We start from the raw sequence: 14761 nt of genomic DNA, 5'->3' as shown, positions 1-14761 counted from the left end.
TATTTACTGTTTCTTTTTTTGTTCATTTATAATAGGTTGCTGTTCTACTTTTACCTGTGTCGAATCGCTGGGCAATGGTGTTTGTGCGGCTCCATTTTCTATCTGTTGCTGCTGTACCCTACGCCTTCTCGGCTTGAAAGATTGGAACAAGCGCTTCAATGTTGCAGCCTCTTTACTGTACTCTATCCCTACCCCTTGCGTAGTAGGTGCTTGACGATAAAACTGATTATTCATATGGCTATACGCCTTGAGAGTCCACAAAGAGCTTAATTGATATTCTAAATCAAAGTCGCCAATAAAAGAATTGTCAGCAGATGTTGCATGATCTGTACGCATTCCCAAGTTTGTATTAAAGGTCAATCTATCGTCCAAGAATTTACGAGAAAGATTCACACTCATGTCCATATTCGATAATGAGCCGTCATCAGATTCTACATTGGCCCCTATTTGCCACTTATCGCCCAGCATGTTACCCACCAATGCCGTCAATCCTGCCGAAAGGGTACTGGAAGCAAGTGACGACCACAAGCTATTTGTGAAGTTAACACCACTATTTCCCATACTTGAATAGAATGATCCCGTGGCAACTAAGGACGCAAACTGTCGCACCCTTTGCTCATCGGTACTAATCAAGCTGTTTATCCTCTGTCTTGTGTCGTCATCAGCACCCGGAAGGCTAATATTATAAGACACATCCATCTTATCTATATTGCCCGTTATTTTAAGAATACAATCAACATCTACCTTGGTTGTGCTTCCATTAAGGGCAAAGCTATTGTCCAAAGTATTCAAGTTGGCTCTTACTCTCCGATAAGCGGTTATATTAAACTTCGTCTTCAAAGGATCTCCTGTAAAGTTGAGCTTACTACCATCCTGTATCTTAAAGTCAAGCTTTTTTATTCCTTGCAGATTTAGCCGAACAGAGCCGTCACTCAGTGTATAGTCTCCATACGCAAACATATTTTCACTCTGCATATCATATGTAAAATCTATTCGTCCTGCTCCTTTGGCATGCATTTGATCTCCTGTAAGCGGATCAATAACTATCCCCAGATTAATATCCGGCGTCACATCGAGCCTGACTCTCAACTTAATAGGAAGAGGGGCGTCTTTCACGATATTACCAATCGTGTTTTTCAATCTTTCTTCGGGAACATTTATATAAACAATACTCTTGTAATCAGAAGCTTCTGATCGCTGAGGCAATAGAATATTCAGAGTTGAATTTTTATCATTCTTTATCTGCATATCCAAATTTATATTCTTTTCATCACCAGTTATTTTCACCTGCCCGGATGCAAAAACCCGCCCATAAAACAAGCTGTCTGTGCGATGCTCGGTATCTAGTACCATCAGCTTATCCATCCGCATATCAAGCTGATACTTCATATCTCCAAAATTCTTGTGAGTTAACGTAGCATTTACATTAGCCGTATTTCCTCGACTATCTTTTAAGGTAAGATTATCAAACCCTATCTTATCGGGACTAACACGTATAGTATCGGATATGGTATAAACTACATTCGTATAATCCACTCCTATCTGAGTATCGTTAAACCCGAGAAATCCCCGAACTTTAGGAGCTTTAGTCGATCCTTCTATCATCAGATTGGTGCTGATACTTCCATCTATCTTGTTTAGCATATCGGCAACAAATGGCTGCATCCATCTGAGTGGCATTTGCTGCATTCTGACTTGCAAATCGAGAGAATCCTGATTGGTATATACTGTACCATCTACCTCGGCAAAAGTTTTATCTCCTTTTGCCAATATAGCATCTAACCTTACCCCTCCGTAGCTATCACTCCAATGGCTATCTACAGTCATTGTTCCCAAGGTATCTGCGAATATTACAATATCTCCTATTTCCAGATTACGTGTATAGAGTTCAGGTTGATCAAGCATTTTTGTCATCAGTACATTTCCATGTATACATCCTCGGATATTTTTTATGTCAAATGCTTCTAACAATTCCCCTATCTCAGCATGGTTGAAATCAATATTCAAGCTATCCCCTACTTCTTTGGAAATAACTCCGTTCAATCCGATGTATTTTTTCTTGTTGACACCTATTCCCAAATTGTGAACTTCGGTACGCTCTCCTTTATTCCAGACTTCTGCCGGAAGTAGATTTAGAGCCAGCTTATCTATCATTATATCAGACGGGCTGACCTTCAGATAAGAGAGTAATTCATTCTTGTCATCTCTGCTAAACTGTGCTAATACATCTACTTTCCCGCCAATATCTATATTCGTTTTATCACTCATTACATTGACCACAGAACGCATTACATTATTTGCCCCCCTGACATTTAAGGCCAATGAATACATACCTTTTTGCATAAGAATGTCACTTCCGGCGGAAATATTAAAAGCAGAGTCAAGATTAATTACATCAATGGTCGTACTTTTTATATCATATTCTCCAAATTTGACATATGGAATATTTCCTTTGGCGGTGATTACATTATCTATTGTATTTATCCTCCCGCTTATGCTTGCAGGTTCAATAACATCAACAGGCAGTGATAATATCCGACCCAGTTCTTCGGTGTTATTCGCCGTTAGATTGAAAGTGAAATTATTCTGATCTTTTTTTACCCTTCTTACTTTTGGGAAAACTGCCGGAAGGTACTTATTCATCAATTCAGAAAACTCGTCCGAAAGAGACGTGAATTTATATTGTCCATCAATATTAGCGGTAAGAAGAGAAGATGTCAGTTTTATAAATTTATCATTCTCTGTCCTTTTACCCATTTCCAATGTAAACTTTCCAGGCTTGAAATTAAAATTAGCATCGTACAGATTAAGACTGTCAATTACAGCTTTTCCCTCCATCTGATCTATATCCAACCCTTTCATACTTCCTTCCAGCACAAGGGATAAACGTGGATTAACCCAGTTTTCATCTTTATAGAAGCGATCGATATGCAGGGTGTCTACTTTCAGTCTCAGATTAATGTCGGGCACTCGTGCTTGGGTCATACTTGCCTTTGCATATACTTTCCCTACGGGAGAATTTATATTTGCCGATGCTCCCATTTCTGAAGCATTATAATAAGCATCGAAAGGAATATTTCGATAAGTATCTTTTCCATACTGTATAGATGCAATTTCACCTTGCAGCTGTGCTACCAGTGGCCCTTTTTCTGCCTGTCTTGCTCTCACATCTATCTTAGCAGATAAACGCTTCAACCCCAAAGTATCTCCCAGCAATTTGCCTAGATTGAAGTTCTGGGTATTTAATGTTGCAGCAACATTGAAGCGTGAAAATATACTATCTGCTCCTCCGCTTGCCTTCGCCGTGATAGCTCCCTGACGACACCAAGCCTCAGCATCTAGCTTAAACTTGCTCAATTGTCCCTTTACATTTCCTTTCAGGTAAAGATCTCCAAGCTCCCTGAATATGTCAGGAGCTATAAAAGTAGAATCTCCAACTCTCGCAAAAGAAGTGACAGCCGAGGTAGAAGCCTTGAATTTATCGATCGAAAGGAAAATATCGGCACTTCCATATCTCTCATAATTTGAGATTGAAGCCTTTGCTTCTAATAATGCATCATTGCCATAAGCAATATTTATATTTTCAACATTTACGGCAGGTAATGTTCCTTTAATAGTCGTAGAGAGAATAATATTATTCTTTAGAAACTTCAACTGAGGAAGAAAAGACAATAAGTCAATCGGAGATATCTCAGCACTCTCTGTTTGAACTTCAAATTCGGACGTGGATAAGTTATACCTCACTTTATCGGCTCTGAGATGCGAATTAGGTAGGTTTAAAGATAAATTATCTACCCAAAGTTGCGATTTATCCGAATAGAGCTGTCCCTCCAGCGTTTTAATTTCAAGACCGGTCATTTCTTTCGCCGAAAGATTATTTAATGCAATATCCAATCTATCAGGGTCAATAGAATTCAGATCGAGATTAATATTCAGATCGTATAATGAGATATGAGAAGCATTGAATAGGTGGGGCGTTACCGAGTCGGAAAGAACATCATAATTCAGCCTGCCATTTTTTATATCAACATCCGTGATGACAATCTTCAGTGTACTTTTTGTTGTATCTGCCTTAACCGTATCTCCCGAAAAAGCATCTATAATAAACTGAAAATTGAAATCGCTAACACTATCCTTTTTATTAACGTTGATAAGAAAATCATCGAGGCTTATACTTGTAATGGCTAGTGTATTGCTCTTAATTAATTGCCACGGACTTAGCTTTACATCCAAGTGTTTGGCATAGAGCAATGTGTCTTTTGCCTGATCTTCTATATATATGCCATTTAGGGTTGCATGATTGAACAGGCTAAGGCGAACTTCATCGATGGAAACTTCTGTTTTGAGTGTATTTTTTAGAATATCTACCGCATAGTTAGCAACTTTCTGCTGAACAAAAGGAATAGAAAGAAGTACATAAAGAAGAATATTAAGTCCTATCAGCGATAGAACTATATACATCAGAATTTTAAAAAACTTCTTTATCAAGCTTTTCTTCTTCGGTAATTCTTCCTTTATATGAGTATTCTGGTCTATTTCCTCCATACTTATTTTATTTCAGCTTCTGAATCCATTCTTCCTCATTAAATCCGACCAAAACAAAATCTTTTCCTACTACAATCGGACGTTTTACTACCATTCCGTCAGAAGATAGTATGTCTATTAATTCTTCTTGCGATGCTGATTTCACCTTATCTTTGAGATTATTCTCTTTATAGATCCTCCCTGAAGTATTGAAAAATCTGGAAATAGGAAGTCCGCTTTTCTTTATCCATTCAGACAATTCTGCCTTCGACGGGTTTTCTTTGGTAATGTCTCTGCTATTTACTTCTACATTATTTTCTTTAAGCCATTTAGCGGCTTTTTGGCAAGTACTGCATTTAGGGTATTGTAAAAAGAGTGTTGTTGTCATTGTATATGTCATTTTATATTTGAACAATATACAAAAATAAAAGTTTACGGATGAATAACGTAGTTTAATTAGCTAAAGTTGACTTCTCACGTAATAATTTGTGTATTTTTGTACCTAAAATTAAAAATTACAGCATGATACAATCAATGACTGGTTTTGGCAAATCAACTGCTGAACTTCATAAAAGGAAAATTACTGTTGAAGTAAAATCCTTAAATAGTAAACAACTCGATTTATCGGTACGTTTACCAAATCTGTATAAAGAGCACGAAATGGAAATCCGCAATCTACTATCTCGCCAACTAGAGCGAGGAAAGGTAGATTTTCTCATATATATAGAAAACATAGGCAGCGAAACTGCTACACAGATCAATCAAAGTATCATAGAAGGATATTATAATCAGATCAAAGAATCTTGCGAGAAATTGGGAGTTGCTGTTCCTCAAGATTGGTTTCAGGTCTTGCTACGTTTACCTGACGTGTTGAAGTATGAAGCACAGGAAGTAGATGAAGAAGAATGGCTTATGGTATCGAATGTTATCAGCGAAGCAATTGATCAGTTGCATGCATTCCGTAAGCAGGAAGGCGCAATGCTTCAGAAGCTATTCGAAGAAAAAATATCTAACATAAAAACCCTTCTGACCGATATAGAACCGTTCGAAGCAGAACGTGTAGACAAAATAAAAGGTCGTATATCAGAAGCCCTACAAAAAATAGAGGATTTCGATTATGATAAAAACCGTTTCGAACAGGAGATGATTTATTATATCGAAAAGCTTGATATAAACGAAGAAAAGAATCGTTTGAACAACCACCTTAAATATTTTCTGGAAACAATGACATCAGGATCAGGACAAGGTAAAAAGCTTGGTTTTATCGCTCAGGAAATAGGACGTGAAGTAAACACGATGGGCTCAAAATCGAACCATGCCGAGATGCAGCAGGTTGTTGTGAAAATGAAAGATGAGCTCGAGCAAATAAAAGAGCAGGTGTTGAACGTATTGTAAGGAATAAGCGATAGAATGGGCAAATTAATCATCTTTTCGGCTCCTTCGGGTGCAGGCAAATCAACTATTGTAAACTACTTGCTTTCGCAAAATTTAAACCTCCGGTTTTCTATCTCGGCCACAAGCCGTTTGCCTCGCGGAGAAGAAAAACATGGAGTAGAATATTACTTTCATACACCCGAAGAGTTTCGTCAGAAAATTGAGAATAACGAATTCCTTGAATACGAAGAAGTATACAAAGATAAATTCTATGGAACGCTAAAAGCCGAAGTCCAAAGAATCTTTGATAATGGCGGCAATGTAATCTTCGATGTCGATGTGGTAGGAGGATGTAACATAAAGAAATACTACGGAGAGAAGGCGCTGTCTATATTTGTAGAACCGCCATCTATCAGTGAATTACGCAACCGACTGATAAGCAGAGGAACCGATTCTCCCGAGATAATAGAGGCACGGGTAGCAAAAGCAGAATATGAAATGACCTTCGCTTCTCACTTTGATGTCATTATCAAGAATGACAATCTGGAAGAGGCAAAGGCAAAAGCATTAAAAGTAGTAAAAGAATTTCTTGCAACATGAAGATAGGCATATTCTCCGGCTCATTCAACCCTATTCACGTAGGGCATCTTATTCTGGCAAACTACATTGTAGAATATACCGATATAGAAGAAGTCTGGCTGCTAGTAAGCCCTCTTAATCCTTTAAAATCGGAGGATGATCTCTCGGATAAATATGTACGCTTAGAAATGACGAAGCTGGCTTTAGAAGGATATCCCAAAATAAAGGCGAGTGACTTCGAGTTCGATCTGCCCAAACCATCATATACAATCAATACACTGGATGCTTTGAAAGGAAAGTATCCCGAGCATGACTTCACGCTCGTTATTGGAGCCGACAATTGGGCTATTTTCGAAAGCTGGCATGAAACGGATAAGATTCTGGAGAATTATAAGCTTAAGATATATCCTCGCTTAGGCTTCCGGATAAAAATACCCGATAGGCTAAAGCAAAAGGTAGAAGCGTTAGACTCGCCAATCATAGAAGTATCATCTACCTTCATACGTGAGGGTATAGAGGCTGGTAAGAACATGCGTCCTTTTCTTACAGAAAACGTATATGACTATATTATAGAAAAAGGACTATATAAACACTATAAAAATGAGCTATAAGGAAGATTTATCGAAAGACTTACTGATTCGTCAACAACGCTTGCAAAGTACCATGCAGTCGATGAATATTGAAGGCTGTATATTGACTACTGCCGTAAATGTATTCTACATGACCGGAATGGTATATAATGGTTACTACTATTTACCGATAGAAGGACAACCGGTACATTTCGTAAAGCGCCCCGAAGATGTCAGTTTCGATAATACGATCTATATCCGCAAACCCGAACAGATAACTGATGAGCTAAAGAATCTCGGACGCTCTATTCCTCAATCCGTCTTGATTGAAACAGATGTGATTTCCTTCGGTGAATGCAGCCGTTTACTGAATACATTCAGTCTAAAGGAAGCTGCCAATGCATCTACCCTGATGCGTAAAGTACGCAGTGTAAAAACCGAATTCGAGTTGGAGCAAGTAAGACTTTGCGCCCGCAAGCATGAAGCCGTTTACAAGATGATCCCTTCTGTTTATAAAGACGGCATGACGGACATAGGGTTTCAGATAGAAATAGAACGTCTGATGCGCTTGCACGGATCATTAGGACTTTTCCGTAGCTACGGTGAAAACATGGATATCTACATGGGCAGCCTTCTTACAGGAGAAAATGCAGAAGCCCCATCTCCTTTCGACTTTGCTCTTGGCGGAGCCGGAACAAGCCCCATTTTACCTTTAGGTGCGTCGGGTCAAAAGATAAAGAAAGGGAATACCATTATGGTAGATATGGCCGGAAACTACACCCCATGGATGACAGATATGACGCGTGTGTTCTCTGTAGGTAAGACTCTTGATTTGGCTTACCGCGCACATCAGGTCTCTATAGAAATCAGCAATAAGGTAATGGACATCGCAAAGCCCGGCGTAAGCTGTGCCGAGTTATACAATATCGCGATGGAAGCAGTGGTTAAGAACAATCTGGAACCTTACTTTATGGGAACAAAACAGCAAGCTAAATTTGTTGGTCACGGTGTAGGATTGGAGATCAATGAGCCTCCCGTACTAACCCCTCGTTCGAAAGAATTGCTGGAACCAAACATTGTTTTTGCCCTCGAACCTAAATTCGTAATCCCTGAAGTAGGAGCTGTAGGTATTGAAAACACATACTTGGTAACTCAAGATGGCCTTGAGAAGTTGACAATATTGGAAGAAGAAATTATAGAACTTTAATCACGATTAGTTACGCCGACTTCCTCCTCTATTTAAATATATATAGGGCTTAGAGCAAATGCTTTAAGCCCATTTTTTATCTCACACCTTCACTACTATCAGCTCACAGCTTTATGCTTACTCCTGCGCCGATCGTCATATACCGAAATAAATCCGAACATGCCACAAGCAGAAGCGATTAGCAATATAGGAGCAAAAAACATGGCAGACTGCAAAGCATCTTTCCCTGCTGCAAAATAGACTACTAAAGCAACTATCGCAATCAGGGCATACATCACACCAAAAATGGCAAACATATTCCCGATGAAAGGGCTTGAGCTTTGCACTTTAGACTTCTCATGCATTAATGCTCTTTCGGCTTCTATCTGATGCATGATCCTGTATTTAAGATTGTCGCTTGCTTTCATTCTAGTGCCCGAAAGAAGCTCTCTTATTTTATCATCCTGCATATTCATATCGTTGTATTTATATTTTTTATTATTATTCATCAATTCCATATTTTAATATCTCTAAGAGGTTTCGTACCGCATCATCTGTTCCAGAATATCTGCGAAACGCTTTCGTGCCCTATGCATCTTCACTTTCACATTTACATCCGTCAGCCCGGTTATTTGTGCTATTTCTTTCACCGAGTTATCTTCCAGATAGTATAATGTGAGCAAAAGCCCTTCATCTCTAGGCATCTTATCCATAGCCTCATTTACAATAGCCTTCCTCTCGTTATCCTCTACCTGAGACATTGTATCCCAATCCGAGAAAGAATTATCCAAATCAATCTGTTTATAATCAACAAACTCTGTATTGTAAACCGTATTACGGGTTTCTGTAATTGCCGTATTATAAACAATTCTGTAGAACCAAGTCGAAAACTTACTGTCAGCTCTAAATGTATGCAAATTATGAAAAGCCTTAACAAAAGCATTCTGCACAATATCTTCTGCATCCTGCCTGTTACCACACACACGATAGGCTATAGTTATAGCCATATCCTGATATGTGTCTACAAAATACCCGAAGGCAGACGTATCTCCCTTCAGGACTTTGTGTATAAGTTGCTTTTCATCCATCCTTATTCAGCGTCTTCAAATTCTTTTTTGTCTTTCACCACCAAGTAAAACACAACGTAAGCAAGACCAAGGAACAACAGCACGCTACTACTTATTACAAGATATTGAAAATCTAAAGAAAGAGCAAAGCTTGGTGCGATGAAAACCCCTAAAGCCAACCCGATAGCGATTCCGACACACAGAAAACCATTGCGAAGAGATCTGTATTTGTTCGGAGCTGTTTTTACTTCGGGCGGAGGTATAATCCCTTGTTTCGCCAATTCCATACGAACTTTCTTATCTGATGATAAAAGTTTTAAAAGAACCATTCCACCTAAAACGACCGGCAATCCTACTGCACATAAAATTGCAATTATTGGTACTAATTCACCCATGATATTTCTATTTTTTGTTGTTAATAATCTGTTTTCGAATATATGACTACACATAGTCTCATGTGGTTACAGATTTTATGTAATATTTTTCTGAAATCGTTATTTTAACCTTTATCTCTATATTTTCCTACACAAAAGGTGACAATAAAACAAATCACAAAAATGCACACAAATATCTGATAACTAAAAATATAACACCAAATAAACAATAAAAAGGTGACAAAAGTGACACTTTTTGATATGTTTTGTACCTGTCACTTTCTACACACTAAAAAAGAGAATACAATATAAGACAATTTTATATTATTCTCTTTGTAGCTATTAAGCAAATACTAAAAGAAATTTAGAATTACTCCACCTAAAAATAAATAGCCGCAGGAGAAAACCTCCCACGGCTATATACTATATAATAGAAATCTATTAGTTCAGATTTAGTTTTTTGGCAAGAGCAGCTGGAACAGCAGTCTTGTTAACCATTATATTTGTTGTTTTGTACTTCACAAATGTTTCTGAAGCATACCATATTCCTTTATATTTCCCTGCTTCACCCCATGAGTTTTTCACAAGATAATATTTTGTACCATTCTGATCTTTTACAATCCCGAATATTTGCATACCATGATCGTCGGTAGTTTCTTGGCTATCAAATGCAGCCTGACGCATTTCTTGTGTAACCACCTTTTCTTTTACCGGACCTTGATCTACTTTTGCTTTCAAACGGGTAGTTTTTTCGCTTTTTGACAATCCTAACCAATGAGCCTGATCTGAACCAATGTTTTCAGGAGCCTCATCATCGGGGATAACAGCGATACCATTGCGGGTAAATCCGATTTCGCTTACATCCGAAGCCCATGCCACAGTGTAACCGTTATTTATTGCATTGTCTATTACTTGTATCATTTCATCCATAGGTACATTATACGACAGAGCCCAGCGCCAGTTGTCAGGTATTTCTATAGCAAACGGAGCATAGAACGGATGATGTGTGAATGAAGTGATAGACACATAATTTTTGCTTGTAAGCCCTAAAGATTGAGCTAAAGACTGCGGAGTATATGTTTTGCCTTTGTATTGGAATTCTTTTGGTACAGCACCCAGATAAGCATCCAAAACACTGTTGAAACCAACACCCCATACCGGAGAAATGCGGCTTGATTTCTTGTCGGCAATTCCTTTTACATAGCCACTCAATGCAGCTTCCAATTCACCATGATTATGAATAGTCTCACCATAGTTAAGACCGGCATACACTTCATTAGGAACTACGCCGTATTCATCTAAAGTTTCTACAACATCGGCAAATGCACCACCTTGTGCAAAGTTTAGATTACCTCCTACTCTTACATACTTATCCGCTTTATCGGCATAATTACGACGAACAATATACATCTCAGAAAGATCGTGATCTCCTTTGTTCATTTTAAGAAGCTCAGATTCAAGAAAAGCTACTCCCGAAAAACTCCAGCAAGTTCCGCTATTCCCTTGATTTTTGATCGATGTTATCGGGTTTTGTTTCACCACAGTGAACTGATACGCTGTGTTTTCTTCCTGAGCAAAAACAATCAGATTGATAAGCAGGAATAAAGGCAAAATAAGTAATTTTCTCATAACAAGTGAATGGATTAAAAATTTATTTAAAATTGAGCACATTATTGTTCTATTTCTCGGGTTACTTTATTCTCATCCCTCTTCAGCTCGGGATAGGCAACACGTAAGTGACGCATGCTGACCAACTTGTCGCAAAACACTTCTTTCACCTGTTCTATATCCTTAAAGGTAATCGGGGCATTCTTGAACAAACCATCACTCAGCTGAGAATCTATAAGACGGTTTACCAATTCGGTAATAGCTTCTTTCGTATTCTCCTTAAGGCTTCTCGATGCAGCTTCCACCGTATCAGCCATCATAAGAATAGCGGTTTCGCGCGTAAACGGATTTGGTCCAGGATAAGTAAAATCTTCCTCATCAACGATTTCGTCTGGATGATTATTTACATACGAATTATAGAAGTATTTTGCTTTCCCTTTACCGTGGTGAGTTTCTATGAAATCTATTATCTGTTGCGGCAAGTTATTCTTTTTAGCTATTCTTACCCCTTCAGCCACATGATCTATTATAATGCGGGCACTCTCTTTTTCTGTCAGTCCGGCATGTGGATCGATCCCTTCAACCTGATTCTCGGTAAAGAAAATCGGATTTACCATTTTACCTATATCATGATACAAAGCTCCTGTACGCACCAGCGTAGCATTAGCCCCGATACGATGCGCAGCGGCAACCACCAATGTAGATACCTGCATAGAATGTTGGAATGTACCCGGAGCAACCTCCGAAAGTTGCTGTAGAAGAGGTCTGTTTGTATTTGAGAGTTCTATCATACTCACCTCCGACATAAAGCCAAAGACTCTTTCGCAAACATAAACTAGCAGATAAGCGAAGGTGACAAATACAAAGTTGATACAGAAATAAATATACACCCTCGAATTTTCTTTTATCAATGCTATATCTCCTTCGGTACATAAAATCCAGCCCGTAAACGACACAATATATGTAAGGAGTATCAGAAGGGCGCATACAACCAGCTGGGAACGTTCAGAAAGATTCCGCAAGCTAAAGATACACATATACCCGACCAACATCTGAACTGTGATAAACTGAGCCATCTGAGCCAGAGGAAACATAATGGCACAGATCAATATTGTAATGGTATGTGTGGTAATAGCTGTACGCGAGTCTATAAATGTACGTATGAGAATGGTAGGTATCGCAAAAGGAATGACATACATCAGAGTAAACATCTTCGAGTCGCCCATTATTCCCGTTATCACCGGGAAAATAACAACCATAAGCAACATAAAGATGACATTCTTTTTATTTCTGTACTCCTCAATACGATAGAAACGGAGATAAATCATCAGAGCCATTACAAAGAGTGTGATCATAACCAACTCTCCCATGATAAGCCATCCCGGTTTAGACTTTGTTCCTACCTTTCCTTCTGCTTCTTTAATGTAAGAATCGAGAATATTTTTGAGGCGCGCATCTACGATCTCTCCCCTATCTATAATCTTTTCGCCATATTGTACTTCTCCGTCATACAAAGAAACCTGTTGCAGCATATCATTCTTGATACCCAACGACATTCTCTCATCGTATATAATATTAGCTATCAGATAATTGTTGAGATTAAAAGTTTTAAGACGTCCTATATCAATATGGGCAGGAGCGTCATCAATGATCTTTTCGTATGCTTGGCGTGGTGTATAAAACGATGCAATATGCCTGGTTGCAGCAATTTTGTTTGCTGTTTCGCTGCGAAGTATTAATTGCTTTTTATTCAGTTGCTGAATACGCTCATAATCTTCGGCAGAGATCACTCCGGCTTTGTATATTTCTGTAAACTTCCTGTTTATATAGGTTATATAATCCTCCGGAATACTTCTTGCCCTGGCATCCTGAACAACCTGAGATATTGCTTTTTTCTCGATTGTCGCATCTGCCAGATAATAGGGCTGATAAGTCTGCATGATGCTATCTTTCTCTTCTTGTATCTGTGCATCAGACTTATGTATATGAAACTTAAAGGGTGCTGTAAGCAAGCCGTATTGCCATGGCCGATTATCTTCATAACTGTATTTATATTTACCCTCGCGCGGTAAAAAATATACAATAATAATGATTGCAGCGATGAACAAGACAGATGTAGGTATCTTTATCTTGCTGATATAATAGTCGATTTTTGCCATAAAAACTATGGTTTAAATTACAAATCTACAAGATTATTTTTATTCTAAGAAAAGATACAGGCCAAAATCGAAGCCTCTAAAGATTGATTACCGCCATTACACGTTTCACAACCCCGGCATTGGAGCGTACATAATTACCGGCATGTAACCCGGCAGCATTCAGTGTTCCGTCATACTGAAGGAACTCATCCATCAAACCACGGAATGCCTGATAATCAGAAATCGAGTAACCTCCTCCACATTCTATCATTTGCTGAGCTTCACGAAACTTTTTAAAATTCGGGCCAAATATCACAGGTAAATCGTAAACCGCAGCTTCTAATATGTTATGTATACCAACACCAAACCCTCCTCCTACGTATGCTACTTGTCCGTAGCTATATATAGACGAAAGGAGTCCGAAATTATCAATAATCAAACAGTCATAGTCTGCCATCATTCCGGGCGTTGCCTTCGAATAGCGGATATGAGGACGTTGCAGGTTGCTTTCGATGTACTTCAAGTGGGCTTCATCAATCTCGTGCGGAGCTATTATCAATTTAAGGTCTGTAGTCATATTAAAGTATGGGATCAGTATATCCTCATCCTTTGGCCAGGTACTTCCGGCAACAAATATCTTCTCATTCTCAGACTTGGCTTTCTTCTCGAAAGCCTCGGCTATAGGAAGTTGCTTGGCCTGTTTTTGAATATCCAATACTCTATCGAAACGGGTATCGCCACAAACTTCAACATTTGTGATACCTATATTTGATAACAGTTTCCGGGAGTTTTCATCCTGCACGCATATACATGTATATTTTTTCAGCAACTTGCGCATATCGCTTCCATACCAACGGAAGAATATCTGATTGGGACGAAAGATCGCTGAAACCATGTACACCGGAATATTCCTTTTATAAAGCTGATTTACAAAATTGTACCAGAATTCATATTTTATAAATATCGCCATCTTTGGCTGAACAATCTTCAAGAAACGCTTTACATTCCGTTTCTTATCAAAAGGCAAATAGCAAACCACATCTGCCAGCGGATAATCTTTCCTTACTTCGTAGCCCGAAGGAGAAAAAAATGTAAGCAATATCTTATATTCAGGGTGTGTTCTTTTCAACTCTTCCATAATCGGACGACCTTGCTCAAACTCGCCTAAAGAAGCAGCATGAAACCAAATATATTCAGCATTTGCATCTATGTTCTGCCTCAATATCCGATAAGTTTGCTTGTGCCCTATAATCATCTTTCTGGCTTTCTTGTGGAAAGGAGAAATAAGACGGACAATCAACGCATATAGATATATAGCAAAATTGTAAAAAAACAACATCTT

General features: G+C 38.6%; 12 protein-coding genes. 4 read left to right on the top strand and 8 right to left on the bottom strand.

From position 1 onward, the window contains the following. Window positions 1–3: 3 nt before the first annotated feature. Both E4T88_RS10680 and E4T88_RS10675 read right to left on the bottom strand, forming a co-directional pair. Window positions 4–4545, bottom strand: coding sequence for a translocation/assembly module TamB domain-containing protein (locus E4T88_RS10680; RefSeq protein WP_135105434.1), 4542 nt, complete (start codon window positions 4543–4545; stop codon window positions 4–6). Window positions 4546–4552: 7 nt separating this feature from the next. Beyond that, entirely contained in the window at window positions 4553–4912 is a 360-nt protein-coding gene (locus E4T88_RS10675; RefSeq protein WP_135105433.1) for an arsenate reductase family protein, read from the bottom strand. A 134-nt stretch (window positions 4913–5046) separates the two neighbouring features. On the opposite strand from E4T88_RS10675, the gene E4T88_RS10670 reads away from it, so the two are divergent. Genes E4T88_RS10670 through E4T88_RS10655 form a run of 4 tightly spaced genes read left to right on the top strand, consistent with a single transcriptional unit; the run spans window position 5047 to window position 8253 of the window. Next, window positions 5047–5919 (top strand): YicC/YloC family endoribonuclease, encoded by an 873-nt coding sequence (locus E4T88_RS10670; protein WP_135105432.1) that lies wholly within the window; start codon window positions 5047–5049, stop codon window positions 5917–5919. Between the two features lie 15 nt (window positions 5920–5934). Then, window positions 5935–6498 (top strand): guanylate kinase, encoded by a 564-nt coding sequence (gene gmk / locus E4T88_RS10665; protein WP_135105431.1) that lies wholly within the window; start codon window positions 5935–5937, stop codon window positions 6496–6498. After that, window positions 6495–7088: a nicotinate (nicotinamide) nucleotide adenylyltransferase gene (nadD, locus tag E4T88_RS10660; RefSeq protein ID WP_135105430.1), complete on the top strand. Its 594-nt coding sequence runs from the start codon at window positions 6495–6497 to the stop codon at window positions 7086–7088. The genes gmk and nadD overlap by 4 nt, the downstream gene beginning before the upstream one ends. After that, window positions 7078–8253 (top strand): M24 family metallopeptidase, encoded by a 1176-nt coding sequence (locus E4T88_RS10655; RefSeq protein WP_135105429.1) that lies wholly within the window; start codon window positions 7078–7080, stop codon window positions 8251–8253. The genes nadD and E4T88_RS10655 overlap by 11 nt, the downstream gene beginning before the upstream one ends. Before the next feature lie 98 nt (window positions 8254–8351). Here E4T88_RS10655 and E4T88_RS10650 read toward each other — a convergent pair whose 3' ends face one another. The 6 genes from E4T88_RS10650 to E4T88_RS10625 all read right to left on the bottom strand — a co-directional run bounded on the left by E4T88_RS10650 (window position 8352) and on the right by E4T88_RS10625 (window position 14758). Continuing rightward, window positions 8352–8741 (bottom strand): hypothetical protein, encoded by a 390-nt coding sequence (locus E4T88_RS10650; protein WP_228093880.1) that lies wholly within the window; start codon window positions 8739–8741, stop codon window positions 8352–8354. Window positions 8742–8762: 21 nt separating this feature from the next. Beyond that, entirely contained in the window at window positions 8763–9320 is a 558-nt protein-coding gene (locus E4T88_RS10645) for an RNA polymerase sigma factor (protein WP_135105427.1), read from the bottom strand. Between the two features lie 2 nt (window positions 9321–9322). Continuing rightward, window positions 9323–9694 carry a DUF6249 domain-containing protein gene (locus E4T88_RS10640; RefSeq protein WP_228093879.1) on the bottom strand — a complete coding sequence of 124 codons (372 nt, stop codon included), beginning with the start codon at window positions 9692–9694 and terminating at the stop codon, window positions 9323–9325. Between the two features lie 420 nt (window positions 9695–10114). After that, window positions 10115–11302: a C1 family peptidase gene (locus E4T88_RS10635; RefSeq protein WP_135105425.1), complete on the bottom strand. Its 1188-nt coding sequence runs from the start codon at window positions 11300–11302 to the stop codon at window positions 10115–10117. Between the two features lie 41 nt (window positions 11303–11343). Next, complete coding sequence (locus E4T88_RS10630; protein WP_135105424.1) at window positions 11344–13440, bottom strand: HD family phosphohydrolase; 2097 nt, start codon at window positions 13438–13440, stop codon at window positions 11344–11346. Window positions 13441–13516: 76 nt separating this feature from the next. After that, entirely contained in the window at window positions 13517–14758 is a 1242-nt protein-coding gene (locus tag E4T88_RS10625; RefSeq protein WP_135105423.1) for a 3-deoxy-D-manno-octulosonic acid transferase, read from the bottom strand. Window positions 14759–14761: the final 3 nt, after the last annotated feature.

The sequence above is a fragment of the Dysgonomonas mossii genome (assembly GCF_004569505.1).
Taxonomy (GTDB): Bacteria; Bacteroidota; Bacteroidia; order Bacteroidales; family Dysgonomonadaceae; genus Dysgonomonas.
This window is presented reverse-complemented; position numbering and strand designations above follow the sequence as displayed.

Excerpts from the sequence above, each read along its gene's own strand:
- gmk (WP_135105431.1), top strand. The coding sequence starts at position 5,935 with ATGGGCAAATTAATCATCTTTTCGGCTCCTTCGGGTGCAGGCAAATCA.
- E4T88_RS10630 (WP_135105424.1), bottom strand. The coding sequence starts at position 13,440 with ATGGCAAAAATCGACTATTATATCAGCAAGATAAAGATACCTACATCT.
- E4T88_RS10670 (WP_135105432.1), top strand. The coding sequence starts at position 5,047 with ATGATACAATCAATGACTGGTTTTGGCAAATCAACTGCTGAACTTCAT.
- E4T88_RS10650 (WP_228093880.1), bottom strand. The coding sequence starts at position 8,741 with ATGAATAATAATAAAAAATATAAATACAACGATATGAATATGCAGGAT.
- E4T88_RS10635 (WP_135105425.1), bottom strand. The coding sequence starts at position 11,302 with ATGAGAAAATTACTTATTTTGCCTTTATTCCTGCTTATCAATCTGATT.
- nadD (WP_135105430.1), top strand. The coding sequence starts at position 6,495 with ATGAAGATAGGCATATTCTCCGGCTCATTCAACCCTATTCACGTAGGG.
- E4T88_RS10640 (WP_228093879.1), bottom strand. The coding sequence starts at position 9,694 with ATGGGTGAATTAGTACCAATAATTGCAATTTTATGTGCAGTAGGATTG.
- E4T88_RS10675 (WP_135105433.1), bottom strand. The coding sequence starts at position 4,912 with ATGACAACAACACTCTTTTTACAATACCCTAAATGCAGTACTTGCCAA.
- E4T88_RS10655 (WP_135105429.1), top strand. The coding sequence starts at position 7,078 with ATGAGCTATAAGGAAGATTTATCGAAAGACTTACTGATTCGTCAACAA.
- E4T88_RS10680 (WP_135105434.1), bottom strand. The coding sequence starts at position 4,545 with ATGGAGGAAATAGACCAGAATACTCATATAAAGGAAGAATTACCGAAG.
- E4T88_RS10645 (WP_135105427.1), bottom strand. The coding sequence starts at position 9,320 with ATGGATGAAAAGCAACTTATACACAAAGTCCTGAAGGGAGATACGTCT.
- E4T88_RS10625 (WP_135105423.1), bottom strand. The coding sequence starts at position 14,758 with ATGTTGTTTTTTTACAATTTTGCTATATATCTATATGCGTTGATTGTC.